General features: G+C 44.1%; 14 protein-coding genes. 3 read left to right on the top strand and 11 right to left on the bottom strand.

Going from position 1 to position 14,657, the window contains the following annotated elements; translation table 11 throughout:
- Positions 1-78: 78 nt before the first annotated feature.
- The 5 genes from hemN to CWO08_RS07830 all read right to left on the bottom strand — a co-directional run bounded on the left by hemN (position 79) and on the right by CWO08_RS07830 (position 4,620).
- Entirely contained in the window at positions 79-1,470 is a 1,392-nt protein-coding gene (hemN, locus tag CWO08_RS07850; protein ID WP_048663047.1) for an oxygen-independent coproporphyrinogen III oxidase, read from the bottom strand.
- 284 nt (positions 1,471-1,754) lie between these two features.
- Complete coding sequence (locus CWO08_RS07845; protein WP_017060164.1) at positions 1,755-2,243, bottom strand: DUF2489 domain-containing protein; 489 nt, start codon at positions 2,241-2,243, stop codon at positions 1,755-1,757.
- Between the two features lie 6 nt (positions 2,244-2,249).
- On the bottom strand, positions 2,250-2,807 hold the full coding sequence (gene yihI / locus CWO08_RS07840) for a Der GTPase-activating protein YihI (RefSeq protein ID WP_017060163.1): 558 nt from the start codon (positions 2,805-2,807) through the stop codon (positions 2,250-2,252).
- Entirely contained in the window at positions 2,807-3,445 is a 639-nt protein-coding gene (locus CWO08_RS07835; protein ID WP_010433503.1) for a class I SAM-dependent methyltransferase, read from the bottom strand. Before CWO08_RS07835 ends, yihI begins: the two co-directional genes overlap by 1 nt.
- Before the next feature lie 557 nt (positions 3,446-4,002).
- Positions 4,003-4,620, bottom strand: a complete 618-nt coding sequence (locus CWO08_RS07830; RefSeq protein ID WP_012602993.1) for a cytochrome c — start codon at positions 4,618-4,620, stop codon at positions 4,003-4,005.
- A gap of 148 nt (positions 4,621-4,768) precedes the next feature.
- Here CWO08_RS07830 and yihA point away from each other — a divergent pair, with 148 nt between their 5' ends.
- Positions 4,769-5,428 carry a ribosome biogenesis GTP-binding protein YihA/YsxC gene (gene yihA, locus CWO08_RS07825; RefSeq protein WP_017060162.1) on the top strand — a complete coding sequence of 220 codons (660 nt, stop codon included), beginning with the start codon at positions 4,769-4,771 and terminating at the stop codon, positions 5,426-5,428.
- Between the two features lie 217 nt (positions 5,429-5,645).
- Positions 5,646-6,245, top strand: a complete 600-nt coding sequence (locus tag CWO08_RS07820) for a GTP-binding protein (protein WP_108020201.1) — start codon at positions 5,646-5,648, stop codon at positions 6,243-6,245.
- 507 nt (positions 6,246-6,752) lie between these two features.
- On the opposite strand, the gene polA is transcribed toward CWO08_RS07820, so the two are convergent.
- From polA to hemB, 3 genes are all read right to left on the bottom strand, one after another.
- Positions 6,753-9,551, bottom strand: coding sequence for a DNA polymerase I (gene polA, locus CWO08_RS07810; protein ID WP_057621837.1), 2,799 nt, complete (start codon positions 9,549-9,551; stop codon positions 6,753-6,755).
- Between the two features lie 679 nt (positions 9,552-10,230).
- On the bottom strand, positions 10,231-10,665 hold the full coding sequence (locus CWO08_RS07805) for a GNAT family N-acetyltransferase (protein WP_048661279.1): 435 nt from the start codon (positions 10,663-10,665) through the stop codon (positions 10,231-10,233).
- 76 nt (positions 10,666-10,741) lie between these two features.
- Entirely contained in the window at positions 10,742-11,785 is a 1,044-nt protein-coding gene (hemB, locus tag CWO08_RS07800; RefSeq protein WP_017060158.1) for a porphobilinogen synthase, read from the bottom strand.
- A gap of 208 nt (positions 11,786-11,993) precedes the next feature.
- On the opposite strand from hemB, the gene CWO08_RS07795 reads away from it, so the two are divergent.
- Positions 11,994-12,755: a TatD family hydrolase gene (locus CWO08_RS07795; protein WP_048661278.1), complete on the top strand. Its 762-nt coding sequence runs from the start codon at positions 11,994-11,996 to the stop codon at positions 12,753-12,755.
- A gap of 288 nt (positions 12,756-13,043) precedes the next feature.
- Here CWO08_RS07795 and tatC read toward each other — a convergent pair whose 3' ends face one another.
- From tatC to tatA, 3 genes are all read right to left on the bottom strand, one after another.
- The gene (gene tatC, locus CWO08_RS07790; RefSeq protein WP_017060156.1) at positions 13,044-13,799 is read right to left on the bottom strand and encodes a twin-arginine translocase subunit TatC; all 756 of its coding nucleotides are present in this window, start codon (positions 13,797-13,799) and stop codon (positions 13,044-13,046) included.
- A 148-nt stretch (positions 13,800-13,947) separates the two neighbouring features.
- The gene (gene tatB / locus CWO08_RS07785) at positions 13,948-14,355 is read right to left on the bottom strand and encodes a Sec-independent protein translocase protein TatB (RefSeq protein WP_048612432.1); all 408 of its coding nucleotides are present in this window, start codon (positions 14,353-14,355) and stop codon (positions 13,948-13,950) included.
- A 3-nt stretch (positions 14,356-14,358) separates the two neighbouring features.
- Positions 14,359-14,613: a Sec-independent protein translocase subunit TatA gene (gene tatA, locus CWO08_RS07780; RefSeq protein ID WP_017060154.1), complete on the bottom strand. Its 255-nt coding sequence runs from the start codon at positions 14,611-14,613 to the stop codon at positions 14,359-14,361.
- Positions 14,614-14,657: the final 44 nt, after the last annotated feature.

The following is a 14,657-nucleotide window of genomic DNA, read 5'->3' as shown; positions in this document are numbered from 1 at the left end:
GCAGAAATCGAATGAGTCAGATACAAAAATGCCAGCATGATGCTGGCATTTTTTATGTTTCTATTCTCAATCGAGCGATTAGATAACGCGAGAGAATTGCTGCTGGCGAGCCTTTGCACGTAGGTATTTATCAAAACACATACAGATGTTACGGATCAGCAAACGGCCACGCAGAGTTACGCGGATTTCTTTGTCATCGACTTCAACCAAATCATCGTTGATGAAGGTTTGTAGAAGCTCTAAATCTTCTTTGAAGTAGCGATTAAAGTTAACCGAGAATTCAGACTCGATCATGGTTTTATCAAGCTTGAAGTTACAGATAAGCTGCTTGATCACTTCACGGCGTAGAAGGTCATCACTGTCTAGTGCCACACCTTTCCAAAGTGCATGACGCAAATCATTCACCTGAGCGTAGTACTTCTTCAACTCTTTTTGGTTTTGCGCGTAAGCATCACCCACCATAGAGATCGCAGAAACACCGAAACCAATTAGGTCAGCTTCACCTTGAGTGGTGTAGCCTTGGAAGTTACGATGCAGAATGCCTTCACGCTGGGCAACCGCTAGCTCATCTTCAGGTAGAGCAAAGTGGTCCATACCGATGAACTGGTAACCCGCACCCGTTAGCGTCTCGATGGTATCTTGTAAGATCGCCATTTTCTCTTTCGCTTCCGGTAGGTCTTCGTCTTTAATCTTACGCTGAGCAGCAAACAACTGAGGCATGTGTGCGTAGTTAAATACCGATAAACGACCCGGTTTCATCTCCAGCACTTGCTTCAATGTTTCAGCGAACAAAGCTTGAGTCTGCTTCGGTAGGCCGTAAATCAAATCAAGGTTAGTTGAGCGGAAACCTAATTCTTTCGCACGTTGAACCATCGCAATGATGAACTCTTCATCTTGCTCACGGTTAACCAGCTTCTGCACTTCTTTATTGAAGTCTTGCACACCAATACTCAGACGGTTGAAGCCTTCATTACGCAGGTGATCAAGTACGTCTAGCTCAATCTCACGCGGGTCAACTTCAATACTGATCTCAGCGTCAGCGGTGAAGTTAAATTCCTCACGCAGAATCATCATCAAGCGAGTGATTTGTGTTTTGGTCAAAAACGTTGGCGTACCACCACCGAAGTGCAATTGAGTCACTTCACGACCATTCAATAAAGAGGCGCGCTGGCGGATTTCATGTTCGATCACATCAAGGTACTCATCCGCTTTATGCGAGTGACGAGTAATGACTTTATTACAACCACAGTAATAACAAAGCTTGTGACAGAATGGGATATGCACGTAAAGAGAGAGTGGACGCTCAGGATATTGAGTACACGCCATGTCGTAATCAGCGACGGTAAACGCTTCATGAAACTCCAACGCAGTTGGGTATGAGGTGTAACGAGGTCCCGAATAGTTGTACTTGTTTAAGATCTCTTGATCCCAAACGATTTGCTGATTCGTTGTTACTGGCTTGCTCGACATAGCGGTATTTCCAATTTAGATCCGCGAGAACCTAAGGTCTCTCAAATCATTTTACATACATTAAAATATAGACGGGTTATTTTGCCACACGACCAGTAAGGTCGTTCTAAGACAAAATCAATTTTTCAGACAAAAACTCAGAACTGCTAGCTTGATCACTAACAAAGCGTCGGGATTAACGAGACGCAAAAGGTAAGAAGGCTCATTTAACACTATCTATAAAGATAAGGGGTCTCAAGAACACCCTGTATTAAACAAGCCTCTATTTTAAATAGTCTTAGCGACTAGATCATCTGAATGTTGATTTGGTTGTTGAGAGGTTTAACCTTCTCTTGCAACCTTTTCAGATCTTCAATGACCGCATCATTCAAGCGAGTCTCTGCCTTATGGCGCGTGAGATTCTGCTGCATGCGCTCTTTCTTCGTCAGTTCCTGTCTTGCCTCTCCGCGAGCCATATCTTTTACGATATGGTACAGCTCAGAAAGAGCAGGATACTCAGAATCAAAATCGACACGCTCATCACCCTGAACATTATCCATAATGATACACACTCGGATACTGATCTCAGGTAAGTCACATTGCCCTTGAATGCCCGCTAAGCACAAAGTATTTACGTTTTCGTAAATCGTCGCGTTGCGTTTTTCAATGGCTAGTGCTTGATGCTGCTTTTGCAACTCCGTCTGCTTCTTCACTTGAAGTAGAAGGTAACCTGCGTAAGAGCCCAAGCCGAGAATGATAATTCCACCAGCAATTGCTAATAAGGTTACGTTCACTGGCTATTAACCTTTAAAGCTGTCTAAATCGAAATCTTCGAATTGAGATAGCAAGTCTTCGTCAGAGCTCGCTTTCTTCTTAGAGGCAACCGGTGCTTCTTCGAAGATCTCTTCTTCATCGTCTTCTGGCTCTAGTAGACCTAAGCGGCCCATTAGGTGTTCGATACGATCAAGTTTCTCATCAACAAACTTCTGTAGACCAGCACCTAGGTTTTCACCATTTTCGATACGATCTAGGAGTGTGTTCAGTTGAGCGTCATTCTCAAGCATCTCTAACTCTTGTTCGTTAGATAGCTTGCGCTCTTGTTTAGTCGGCTTCTTCGCTGGTTCAACGATCAGCGGAATTTTTTTCTTGCTGCCTAAACGTGGATCACGAGCTTGTGCAGCTTTACGCTGTTTTGCTTCGCTACCATCTGAGTGACGGCTGCCAGACTTAAGGCCTTTACGCTTTTTAACACGCTTACGTTCACGACCTTCAACATCAGATTCACTACGGTTACGAGTAACCATAGGCTCCGGAGCGCCAAGTGCTCCCGGCTTTCTTGATTTCTTACTACGACCCATTACTGCACTTTCCTCAGTAAAATTACATCATTTCCAAAAAATTCTAGTTCGAGCTTATCCCGCTCTGCCAAAAACTGGAATGTTTGACGACTAAAGAAGACGACATGTGTCGGGTCATTCTTGTAGTGCCAACCAGCAAACGCGTCTACGTCTATTACTAGTTTAGTCATAAGACCAATCCAGCCCTTGGGTTTAACTAAATTCAACCATTGCTGCCACACTTTGTCTGGGTGATAAAGATGCTCTATCACCTCCGTGGCAGTCATAAAGTCATACGTTTTTTCCAACACAGAGGGTTCTGGGTGGTAATAGATATCGTACAACTCCATGGTGTGTCCGGCTTCTTCTAACATAATAGATAGCGTAGGGCCTGGGCCACAACCAAAATCCAACCCGTGTGAGTTAGATGAAATTTTGTCTGTTAGTGGATCCGCGATGCGAGATAAAAAGCGGCGATAGCCTGCATCACTAGGATCGTTCTCATGGAGATCATAGTGTGCTTTTTCTTCTTTTGCTTCTAACCTTTGTTCAGGTTTAACAAATACCAGTTCACATTGCTGACACTGCAGATAGGCTCTGCGTTTGTCTTCAAAATAGTGATTCACGCCTTGGTGATGGCATAAGGGACAAGTATACATAGCACATCCTTAAACAGGGATGCGAAACATACCAGAAACTGAGTTTATAGTGGAGAGGTATTGGGTGTTTTTTCATCAAATCAATAAAAAAAGCGATAGGAAAACCTATCGCTCTCTAAATCTGCCTATATCGGCCAAAATTTGCATACTCAACTTGGTACACAAATCTCCATTTGTTATTGGTGCTTTCCATGCCAAATTTGTTTGTTGTTCATCGTCCTGATGAGTTTTGGCTATCCTTTTCTAACACCTTGTTGCTGGGCTGTCCTAGCCTGATCCATTTCTGTCTATACCGTTAGACTAGATGATCATCCATATCTAAGTCAGCTCCTAGCTGATGGCGGTTACTTTACCGTGTTACAAAAAGACTACAAGAGTGCGACTTCACACTTTTGTACACAAATCGATCACACATTGATAAATCAGACATAAACACAAAACGCATTAATAAAACCAATACAAAAGAAAACGCCCCGACCATTACTGATCGGGGCGTCTCTTCAATCTCGCTCGAACGTACATTCCTTTACTCTGGCTAAGAGCAAGAAACCGACAAATTAGTGTAAACCACCAACGTACTTCGATAAGGTATCAATATCAGCGTCTGTTAACTTTTTAGCTACATCACGCATCATCGCATTCATGTCGTTATTACGGTCACCATCGCGGAATTTTTCAAGTTGAGCCTTGATGTAATCTGCGTGCTGACCTGAAATCTTAGGGAAACCAGAAAGTTCGGTACCATTACCACGAGGGCCATGACAAGCAATACACGCCGTTACGCCGCGTTCTGCGTTACCCGCTGTGTAAAGAACCTTACCTTCATCTACTACATTTTCAGGAGTAGAGTTACTAGAGATAGGTAGAGAGGCGTAGTATGCCGCTAGGTCAGCCATATCTTCTTCAGATAAAGGCATCGCCATTGCACCCATTACAGGTTCGTAACGACCTTGCTTACCACCACTTGTCATACCTAGCTTAAGCTCTTTTAACTGCTTCTCTAGATACTTCTCATGTTGACCGGCCAGCTTAGGGTACTGAGTGATCAGACTGTTGCCGTCAGCACCGTGGCAGGCAACACATGTTTGTGATTTGGCTTTACCAGCTTCAATACTACCTTGAGCCCATACTGAGCAGCTGGCTAAAAGACTCAAAATTAGCGCTAATTTCTTCATGACATTCCATTATAATTATCAAGCTTCCAGTACCACTCTATGTTGCCACTCATGGTACAATAGGCGACCTTATGCCGAGCACGGTTATTTTACACAAATTCACAAAAAAGTAATCAATCGACTACACAAAGTCGAGATGGAGTTAACAGTGAGCGTAAAAATTCATTATCAAAACACGCATTTCATTACCAGTGCACCTGATATTCGTCATTTACCAGAAGACGAAGGGATCGAAATTGCGTTTGCAGGACGCTCCAATGCTGGTAAATCTAGCGCGCTAAATCGCGTTACCAACCAAAAAAGCTTGGCGAAAACCAGTAAAACACCCGGTCGAACTCAGCTAATCAACCTATTTAAGGTGACGGACGGTTGTCATATCGTCGATTTACCTGGGTATGGCTTTGCTCAAGTACCGCTTGAAATGAAGAAAAAATGGCAGAAGTCGTTAGGTGAATACCTACAACGACGTGAAAGCCTGAAAGGTTTAGTGGTATTGATGGATATCCGTCACCCAATGAAAGACCTTGACCAACAAATGATCTACTGGGCTATCGATAGCCGCATCCCAGTACAGGTTTTGTTAACAAAAGCAGACAAACTGAAAAGTGGCGCGCGTAAAGCACAGCTACTGAAAATCCGCAACGATGCAAAATCTTTCGGTGGTGATGTTGCGGTTGATGTCTTCTCTTCTATGAAAGGCATCGGCGTAGACCAACTGCGTGCCAAGATGGATGAGTGGTTTGCCCCTGCGCTTGCTGATCAAATCATTGATGAGCTAGCGGACGAAGAGCACAACGACTCAGAGTAGTTCCCCTACTTATCACTATAGGTTAGAGCACTTACAGCAAGTAATTTAGCCTTATCAATACCCCTCCTTATATAGGTGGGGTATTTTTTTCCCTAAAATTAGCGATTTAAACTCAAAAACTGAGAATCAAAGACAGGATTAACCCGTTACGACCAACAGAAGTGAACCATACTAAAAGACATATCTAAATAATCAGGATAATGAGAAAGGAATACTCATGTGGAAAACACCGTTGGCTATCATTGCACTTATGTTGGTCTCACTGACAGGGTTTGCTTCTGAAGCAGAACAAGAACAAGCCCCACTGATCAATGTCGATATGACCTTGGACTTAGATGGGATGGAAAAGTACGCCCAAGATGCGAGTGAGTCTCTTAAGGTGATATCGCAATCTTTGCAGGCGATAATCAACAACCCCAACCTAAGCGAAGACCAGCAACAAGCCTTGAATCAAACCGTTGAAAGCATCAATAAGCTTGCGAGCTCCACCAAGACATCCCTCAATCAACTGCCACAAGCCTTAGACCAATCTCGACTCGCCTTTAAACAAACCAGTCAAATGCTGTTGGATGATATTCAGACCAAGATCATCATTGCGCTGGCGGCCGTTATCGCCGTCATTATTATCGCTTTGACCGCTATCTATCTGCTTATCCTGAAACCAATGCAGCAAACCTTGGTAAAAGCGACCAACAATATCTCTTCGATGGCGCAATCCATCCAGATCACCGCCGAAGCACTGAAATACAGCACCGAGAAACAACAGAAAATCATGGATTACATTGAGCATTCACCGACTCAATACACTGATAAATAAGGCGTGAGCCATCAATCCTTTATCGATCACTTGTAAAATAAAAGTTATTTCAAGCGATAAAACAATCAACTTAGAGACGGATTTAAATTACCAAAAGCTGGTCGAATTCCAGATCTAAGACAAATCAGGGGGGTTATCACTGTGCTTGAGAAAGTGTAATGAAAGGCACTAAAAACGAGAGGTTTTTGGGGGGATAGCAGGTTGGAAATATTTTTCTTTCGCACAAGAAAAAACGCCCCAGTCAAATACTGACTGGGGCGGCTGAATCAGCCTAATCCAATAACGTGAAACAAAAGGTCTGAAAGATAGAACATCTTACCTCTGTACCCTACGAGATTTAATGTACAACAATTGCTCAGAAATGAAAACAATTTTTGTAGTTTTTTTTCATGAATGTTTTATTAAAACACCTAAATTCTTACTACGACTTAACTTTATTTGAGACAAAAAAAAGCCAGTGTTTGTGCACTGGCTCATACTAATTTTCTTATTAAGGTCAAAAACTGATTAGTGGGCTTGATCCCAGTTGTCACCGTGGCCAGCTTCCGCGACAAGCGGCACTTCTAGCTCTGCAGCGGATTCCATCAATTCTTGTACTTTACTTTCAATTTCGGCTAAAGATGACTCTTCTACTTCAAATACCAATTCATCGTGTACTTGCATAAGCAATTTCACACGACCATCGCCTTCCGCTTGGATCCATTCATCAACCAATAGCATCGCTTTCTTAATGATGTCTGCCGCTGTGCCTTGCATTGGTGCGTTGATCGCCGCACGCTCAGCCGCCTTACGACGCATACCATTACGAGATTGGATTTCAGGAAGGTGCAGACGACGACCGTAAATGGTTTCTACGAAACCTTGCTCTGAAGCCGCACTGCGCGTGTCTTCCATATACTGCATCACGCCAGGGTAACGCTCGAAGTAAGTATCCATGTAATGTTGTGCTTCGCCACGAGGAATACCCAGTTGCTTAGCCAAGCCAAAAGCACTCATGCCGTAGATAAGACCGAAGTTAACCGCTTTAGCGCGACGACGTTGTTCCGTCGTTACCTGCTCAATATCAACCCCAATGATCTCAGCCGCGGTTGCCGCGTGGATATCTTTACCTTGTTGGAATGCTTCCAGAAGCGCTTTATCACCCGAAAGGTGCGCCATGATACGCAATTCAATTTGAGAGTAATCGACCGCTAGAATCTTCCAACCATGTTGTGCAACGAATGCTTGGCGGATACGACGACCTTCTTCATTACGAATTGGGATGTTCTGTAGGTTTGGATCCGTCGAAGACAAACGACCCGTCGCCGTTACCGCTTGGTGGTAAGACGTATGAACACGGCCGGTTTCAGCGTTGATCATCTTTGGCAGCTTATCTGTATAGGTAGACTTCAGCTTCGCAAGACCACGATACTCAATGATCAGCTTAGGTAGCGGGTAATCAAGAGCCAGTTCTTGCAGCACTTCTTCATTGGTTGAAGGTGCACCTGATGGCGTTTTCTTGATAACCGGCAAGCCCATTTTCTCAAACAGGATCGCTTGCAGCTGTTTTGGCGAGTTCATGTTGAACTCTTGCTCTGCAATCTCGTAGGCTTTCTGTTCTAGCTCATCCAGACGAACCGCAATCTCTTGCGATTGAGCGCCTAGCAACATGTCATCGATGAATACGCCAGTACGCTCAATGCGAGACATTACAGGGATCAGTGGTACTTCGATTTCTTCATAGATGGCTTTTAGCTTTTCATCTTGCTCAATGTTTTCCATCAAACGATTATGAAGACGTAAAGTCACGTCAGCATCTTCTGCTGCGTATGGAGACGCTTCACCCAGCTCAATCTGGTTGAAAGTAAGCTGCTTCTTACCTTTACCTGCGATCTGCTCAAATGAGATGCAGCTGTGCTGTAGGAAACGTAGCGCTAGGCTGTCCATATCATGCTTGCCACCTACGCTATTGAAAACGTAAGACGCCAACATGGTGTCGTGTTTGATGCCTTTCATCTCGATACCGTAGCGCGCTAGCACACTCATATCATACTTAAGGTTCTGACCTACTTTTGCTTGTGCATCATCTTCAAGAATCGGCTTAAGCTGTTCAAGTACCCAATCACGATCCAGCTGCTGCGGTGCATCTAGGTAATCATGAGCAACTGGCACGTAAGCGGCAACGCCTTCTTCAGTCGCGAATGACAGGCCAACGAGGTTCGCCACCATGTAATCTAGGCTGTCTGTTTCAGTATCAAAGGCAAACACTTCAGCCGCTTTCAGTTTCTCTAGCCAAACATTGAATGACGCTTCATCGAGGATGGTTTCGTAGTTGCTGCGATCAATGGTCACGGCAGAGGTGTTCATTTCTACGGTAGAAGTGGTTGATGCCGTATTGCTACGCACTGCGCCCGACTTTTCATCCGCCTCAACCACACCGCTGCCACCTTCAAGTAGCTCGTTCAACCAAGACTTGAAGACCAGTTGACCGTATAGCTTAATCAGCTCATCCGTGTTTGGTTGTGCTTTTACAAGCGACTCAGGTGTCTCTTCTAACTCGACGTCCAATTTGATCGTAGCAAGCTCGTAAGACATCTCAGCGTTGTCTTTATTATCAATCAGCTTCTTAGCCATGGTCTTTGAACCACGGAAACCAAGCGCCGCAATATCATCAAGATTTTGGTACAACTTCTCGATGCTACCGATGCCTTGCAGCAAAGCAGTCGCTGTCTTGTCACCAACACCTGGAACACCTGGGATGTTATCGACTTTATCGCCCATCAGTGCAAGGTAGTCGATGATAAGCTCTGGTGGAATACCAAACTTCTCAATCACGCCTTCACGATCCATGACCACGTTGGTCATGGTGTTGATCAGAGTAACGTTGTCATCGACCAGCTGCGCCATATCTTTATCGCCAGTACTAATAAGCACAGGCATACCCATCGCAGAAGCTTGAGAAGCAAGTGTACCGATCACATCATCCGCTTCAACGCCGGGAATAGAGATAAGTGGCAAACCCATTGCACGAATCACATTGTGTAAAGGCTCAATCTGACAACGAAGATCATCAGGCATAGGTGGACGATTTGCCTTGTACTCTGGGTACATGTCATCACGGAACGTCTTTCCTTTCGCATCAAAAATTACCGCAATACGATCTGAAGCAAATTGACGCATCATGCTGCGCAGCATGTTAACTACACCGTAAACAGCGTTAGTTGGGATATCACCATTGCTCATTGTGCCAGGGTAAGCATGGAACGCGCGATATAGGTAAGAAGAGCCATCGATCAGAATCAATGGGTTATCAGGAATACGAGCCATAATGTTTGTGTATCCAGTAAGTACAGAAATTATCTGTTAAGAATGCCACGTCTGTTGGTTGGATTCCACGTTGTCGATCTGTATCCGTTCACTCGGTTGTGTTCGTTATAATCGATTTGTTGTTATTTTTTGTTCTTAGACGCAAGCGTTCTGTGGATAACTCTGTTTATATTATTTATCCACCCTGTTGAGAACTAAGGTAAACAACTCAAGAAACACCAATAAGCAGCTGAAAATAAAGGATAATTTTACAGATCGAACAGATGATCAACGATCTTTTCTCGATCTTGCGTTGTGGAAAAGAATGCTGATGGCGTTTTATTCATAAAAATACGTGCCACTAAATATGCATCTTGTTGAAATGGTAGGTATAAAAAAAGCGACACCCGAAGATGTCGCCTAGCAAAAACCGGTAAAGCCATTCAAATTGAATACCACAGCTTTACCTAAAAGCTATAAATTACACTGGAAGCAATGTGAGCAATGTCGTGTCAAAAAGAACTTAGTACAAGTTCGCGAGAATTCTGTTGGGTAACCAAGTAGATACTTGAGTACTTAACATCCTTGTGAACATTTCCTCATTCCCTAAGACGAAGTTAATAATAATGATTCTCATTTGATAGTCAACAATTAAATGATAATAAATCTCATTTAATTTATATACTGTTAACGACAGTGTTCAAATTTGCTTCAAAAAATGGATTCTATGGTCATTAATGTCTTCTTTTTCTTCAAATTTTTCGATTAGGTAACCGTTTCTTAATAACAGGCGCAGCATGGCTGAGAACTGGTTACGAGACTTAACCTTTAACTGTCTGTAGCCCTGCTCTTTCGCCCACTGTTCCTGAGCGTCTAATTGCGCCTGTGCAACGCCTTTGTTCCTCGCGAGCGGTGACACCCCACCAAACCAACTGTAAAAAGTCTGCTGATCCAATTCATAGCCGATCTTAAAACCAAGCAGCACCCCAGCCTCTTCAGCCACTAAGATAAGGTTCTTTTTCCCTACCAGCCGCTCTGAAAGAGAAGCGACACTCTCTTTTTTAGCGAACTCAGAGATCTGCTCGACCACAGACACCACTTCTTCTAACGAACCTTCACGCACGACAACTGACATCTTATTCATCCTTATAAACGAAAGGGCTGGCACAATGGCCAACCCTTTACTGATCACTTAAGTGAACTCTACACGATTACTTTTCTTTTAAGTGCTCTGCGGCTTGTGCATTGTCTTCTGCAAGCCATTCAGCCACATCTTTAGCGAAGTAAGTAAGAATGCCATCAGCACCAGCGCGCTTAAAGCACAGCAGTGATTCCATGACGGTTTCACGCTCTTTCAGCCAACCGTTTTGAATCGCCGCTTTGTGCATCGCATACTCACCAGACACTTGATATGCAAATGTCGGCGCTTGAAGTTCATGCTTCACACGGCGCACGATATCTAGGTAAGGCATGCCAGGCTTAACCATCACCATGTCCGCACCTTCATTAAGATCCATCGCGACTTCGTGAATCGCTTCATCGCTGTTCGCAGGATCCATTTGGTAGTTCTTCTTGTTACCACCTTTCAGGTTCGAAGCACTGCCGACTGCGTCGCGGAATGGACCGTAATAGCACGATGCGTATTTCGCAGAGTACGCCATAATCTGAGTATGAATATGGCCCGCTTCTTCTAACGCTTCACGGATCTTACCAATACGACCGTCCATCATGTCCGATGGTGCAACCACGTCAGCACCCGCTTCAGCGTGTGATAGCGCCTGCTTGATCAAGACTTCAGTCGTCTCATCATTCATCACGTAACCATCTTCATCGATGATGCCGTCTTGGCCGTGAGTGGTGAACGGGTCTAGTGCTACGTCAGTAATAACGCCAATGTTTGGCACATGCTCTTTTAGTAAACGTACAGCGCGCTGCACTAAACCTTCTGAGTTATGAGCTTCAGCTGCGCATAAACTTTTAGCATCTTGGTTCACGACTGGAAATAGAGCAATCGCAGGAACACCCAGCTTTGACAGGTAATCTGCTTCCTCAAGCATGTAGTCGATCGACAAGCGTTCAACACCTGGCATTGACTCGACAGGCTCGCGGCGGTCTTTACCCATCAGGATAAACATTGGGTAGATTAGATCATCCACAGACAATTGATTTTCTGCCATTAGGCGACGGCTAAAGTCGTGCTTACGCATACGGCGCATACGGCGACCTGGGAATTGACCTTGAATTGAAACAGACACTAGATTCTCCTTGCCTAGTCTAAGCACCGAAATACTTAGATATGAAAAGTGCTAAATACAGGCAAAAGCATATCACTGATGGCTCAGGACGCTAGCAGTAAAATATGAAACCCACTCAAAAACAGGGATAAATGGCAAAAAATGACCTTCTCCTCACACTGCCGTATACTCATGACAACTCAGTAAAGACCGCTTTCAGGACAAAACAATGATCGACACCCATGCTCATATTTACGCGAGCGAATTTGATGAAGACCGCGAGCAAGTCGTACAGCGCGCACTGGCTCAAGGGATTGATACCATTCTATTGCCGAACATCGATTTAGAATCTATCGAGCCAATGTTAGCAACGGAAGCGCAGTTTCCTGATGTGTGCCGTTCAATGATGGGCTTACACCCTTGCTATGTCGATGCGAATATCGAGCAAACCCTCAAAACCATTCGAGCTTGGTTTGATAAGCATGACTTTATCGCCGTGGGTGAGATTGGTATCGACTTGTACTGGGATAAAACCTTCAAGGCTGAACAAGAGATGGCTTTCGTGACTCAACTGCAGTGGGCAAAAGAGCTCGATCTACCGGTGGTGATCCACACCCGTGATTCCATTGAAGAGACACTTGCCCTACTTCGTAAAGAACAAGATGGCAGCTTACGCGGGGTATTCCACTGTTTTGGCAGCAGCTTAGAGGAAGCTCAAGCGATCAATGCGTTAGGTTTTCACTTAGGTTTAGGCGGCGTTTCGACCTTTAAGAACTCAGGGATGGACAAGGTAATCCCACATCTTGATATGGATTACGTCATTCTAGAGACAGATTGCCCATACTTGGCACCAACACCGAATCGCGGTAAACGTAATGAGCCAGCCTATACAGAATTGGTGGCAAAACGCATCGCCGAATTGCGCGGAATTACCCTTGAAGAAGTCGAAAACATAACCAGCACAAATGCTAAGGCATTGTTTAATCTATGATAAATCTATTAATAAGTAATTATTACGGATTTATCCTGAATTTATTTGAGAAAGCTAAGTGATATGTATATTATCAACCACCTGCATATGGAGGTAGTTGATTATGTGTGACCATTCACAACACTTACAACGTCAACATCGAACCCTATGGCATAAGATTTTGGGCATCAAAGAGCTCTATATATGTCAGAACTGTGGCTATCAGTTAAAGATTCGATAAACAGACATAATAAAAAAGCGGCCCTAGGCCGCTTTTTTATTATGTGATTCTTACTGAAGCATTCCGAATTAAGACTCAGCTTCTTCCTCTTCATCCGCATCTGGCTTACGCGTATAAAAACGTGCGAAGAACAGACCAATCTCAAACAGAATACACATTGGAATCGCCAACAGTGTTTGTGAGATCATATCTGGTGGTGTCAGCATCATACCGATGATGAAAGCACCTACAACGATGTAAGGACGCTTTTCAGATAGAGATTGAGGCGTTGTTGCCCCCGTCCAACATAGCAAGATAATCGCAACGGGCACTTCAAAGGCAATACCAAAAGCAAAGAACAGCGCGAGTACAAAATCAAGATAGCTTGAGATGTCGGTTGCGAACTCTACCCCCCCTAATGATATGGCCGTAAAAAAGCCAAATACCAACGGGAATACAATGAAGTAAGCGAACGCCACACCACAGTAAAACAGCAATGAACTTGAAGCCAATAGCGGCATGATCAAGCGTTTTTCATGCTTGTATAAACCCGGAGCAACAAAAGCCCACACCTGATACAAAATAAACGGAACCGCGAGGAATATAGACGCGATCAAGGTTAATTTCAGTGGTGTGAAAAATGGCGATGCAACATCGGTTGCGATCATCGTCGCCCCTTCAGGTAGACGATCTACCAAAGGTGCTGATACGAATTCATAAATATCATTAGCAAAATAAATTAGCCCGACAAATATCACTAGCACCGCGACAATCGCACGTAGTAGACGATTACGTAGTTCTAGAAGGTGGCTAATTAAAGGCTGTGTCTGCTCAGTCGAAGACATGTCAAACCTCTTAAACAGGAAGATCGAAAAGGAGCCGCGCGTGTATCTATCCAGTTGAATTGGTATCCACTTGAATAGTTATTTACTTGAATAGCTATCTATTTAAACATCTAGCGACTCAAGTATCCGGCGACTCCTCCTTGCGAGACTATTCGGCTTTCTTATCTGACGGTGCTGAAGCTTCGCTGTTGACCTGAATGGTTTCAGATTCCACAGTTTCCGTGACACTAGGTTTAGTCTCACTTGGCTTATCAGACTCAGGCTTAGCATACGGACGTTGAACCTCAGCAGCGGCCTGCTTGAGTTCATCGACTGACGCTTTAAGGTCTGGAGATAAATCTTCCATGCCCATTTTTTCCGCCTTGCGTAGGTTTTCTTGCAGCTCCTGCACCTTAAGCTCATGAGAAAGTTCATCTTTCACACTATTTGCCATGCTTTTCGCTTGTCCAACAAACTTGGAAATACTGCGAATCGCCACGGGCAAACGCTCAGGCCCTAAAACCACTAACCCAACGACAGATATTAATACCAGTTCCCAAAAACCGATATCAAACACGATTTACGCCTGCTCTTTGTCTTTCTTTGTTTCAGCAGTTGTTTCAGCGTGAGCTTCTGTCTTCTGCTGTTCAATATTCTTTGGTTCGAAGTCTGCATCTTTCTTATCTGCAGGCTTGTCTTCATCGCTCATCGCTTTTTTGAAGCCTTTAACCGCTGAACCTAAGTCACCACCCATACCGCGCAGTTTCTTTGTTCCGAATAGCAAAATTACAATTACAGCAATGATTAGAAGTTGCCAAATACTGATACCACCCATTGTCATTGTCCTCGGGTCTGTCTACACATAAAAATATTAAGAGA

The organism is Vibrio sp. 10N.286.48.B8 (assembly GCF_003050085.1).
Lineage (GTDB): Bacteria > Pseudomonadota > Gammaproteobacteria > Enterobacterales > Vibrionaceae > Vibrio > Vibrio crassostreae.
This window is presented reverse-complemented; position numbering and strand designations above follow the sequence as displayed.

Coding starts and splice junctions, on each gene's coding strand:
- hemN (WP_048663047.1), bottom strand. CDS start 1,470: ATGTCGAGCAAGCCAGTAACAACGAATCAGCAAATCGTTTGGGATCAA.
- yihI (WP_017060163.1), bottom strand. CDS start 2,807: ATGGGTCGTAGTAAGAAATCAAGAAAGCCGGGAGCACTTGGCGCTCCG.
- CWO08_RS07835 (WP_010433503.1), bottom strand. CDS start 3,445: ATGTATACTTGTCCCTTATGCCATCACCAAGGCGTGAATCACTATTTT.
- CWO08_RS07830 (WP_012602993.1), bottom strand. CDS start 4,620: ATGAAGAAATTAGCGCTAATTTTGAGTCTTTTAGCCAGCTGCTCAGTA.
- CWO08_RS07820 (WP_108020201.1), top strand. CDS start 5,646: ATGTGGAAAACACCGTTGGCTATCATTGCACTTATGTTGGTCTCACTG.
- polA (WP_057621837.1), bottom strand. CDS start 9,551: ATGGCTCGTATTCCTGATAACCCATTGATTCTGATCGATGGCTCTTCT.
- CWO08_RS07805 (WP_048661279.1), bottom strand. CDS start 10,665: ATGTCAGTTGTCGTGCGTGAAGGTTCGTTAGAAGAAGTGGTGTCTGTG.
- CWO08_RS07795 (WP_048661278.1), top strand. CDS start 11,994: ATGATCGACACCCATGCTCATATTTACGCGAGCGAATTTGATGAAGAC.
- tatC (WP_017060156.1), bottom strand. CDS start 13,799: ATGTCTTCGACTGAGCAGACACAGCCTTTAATTAGCCACCTTCTAGAA.
- tatA (WP_017060154.1), bottom strand. CDS start 14,613: ATGGGTGGTATCAGTATTTGGCAACTTCTAATCATTGCTGTAATTGTA.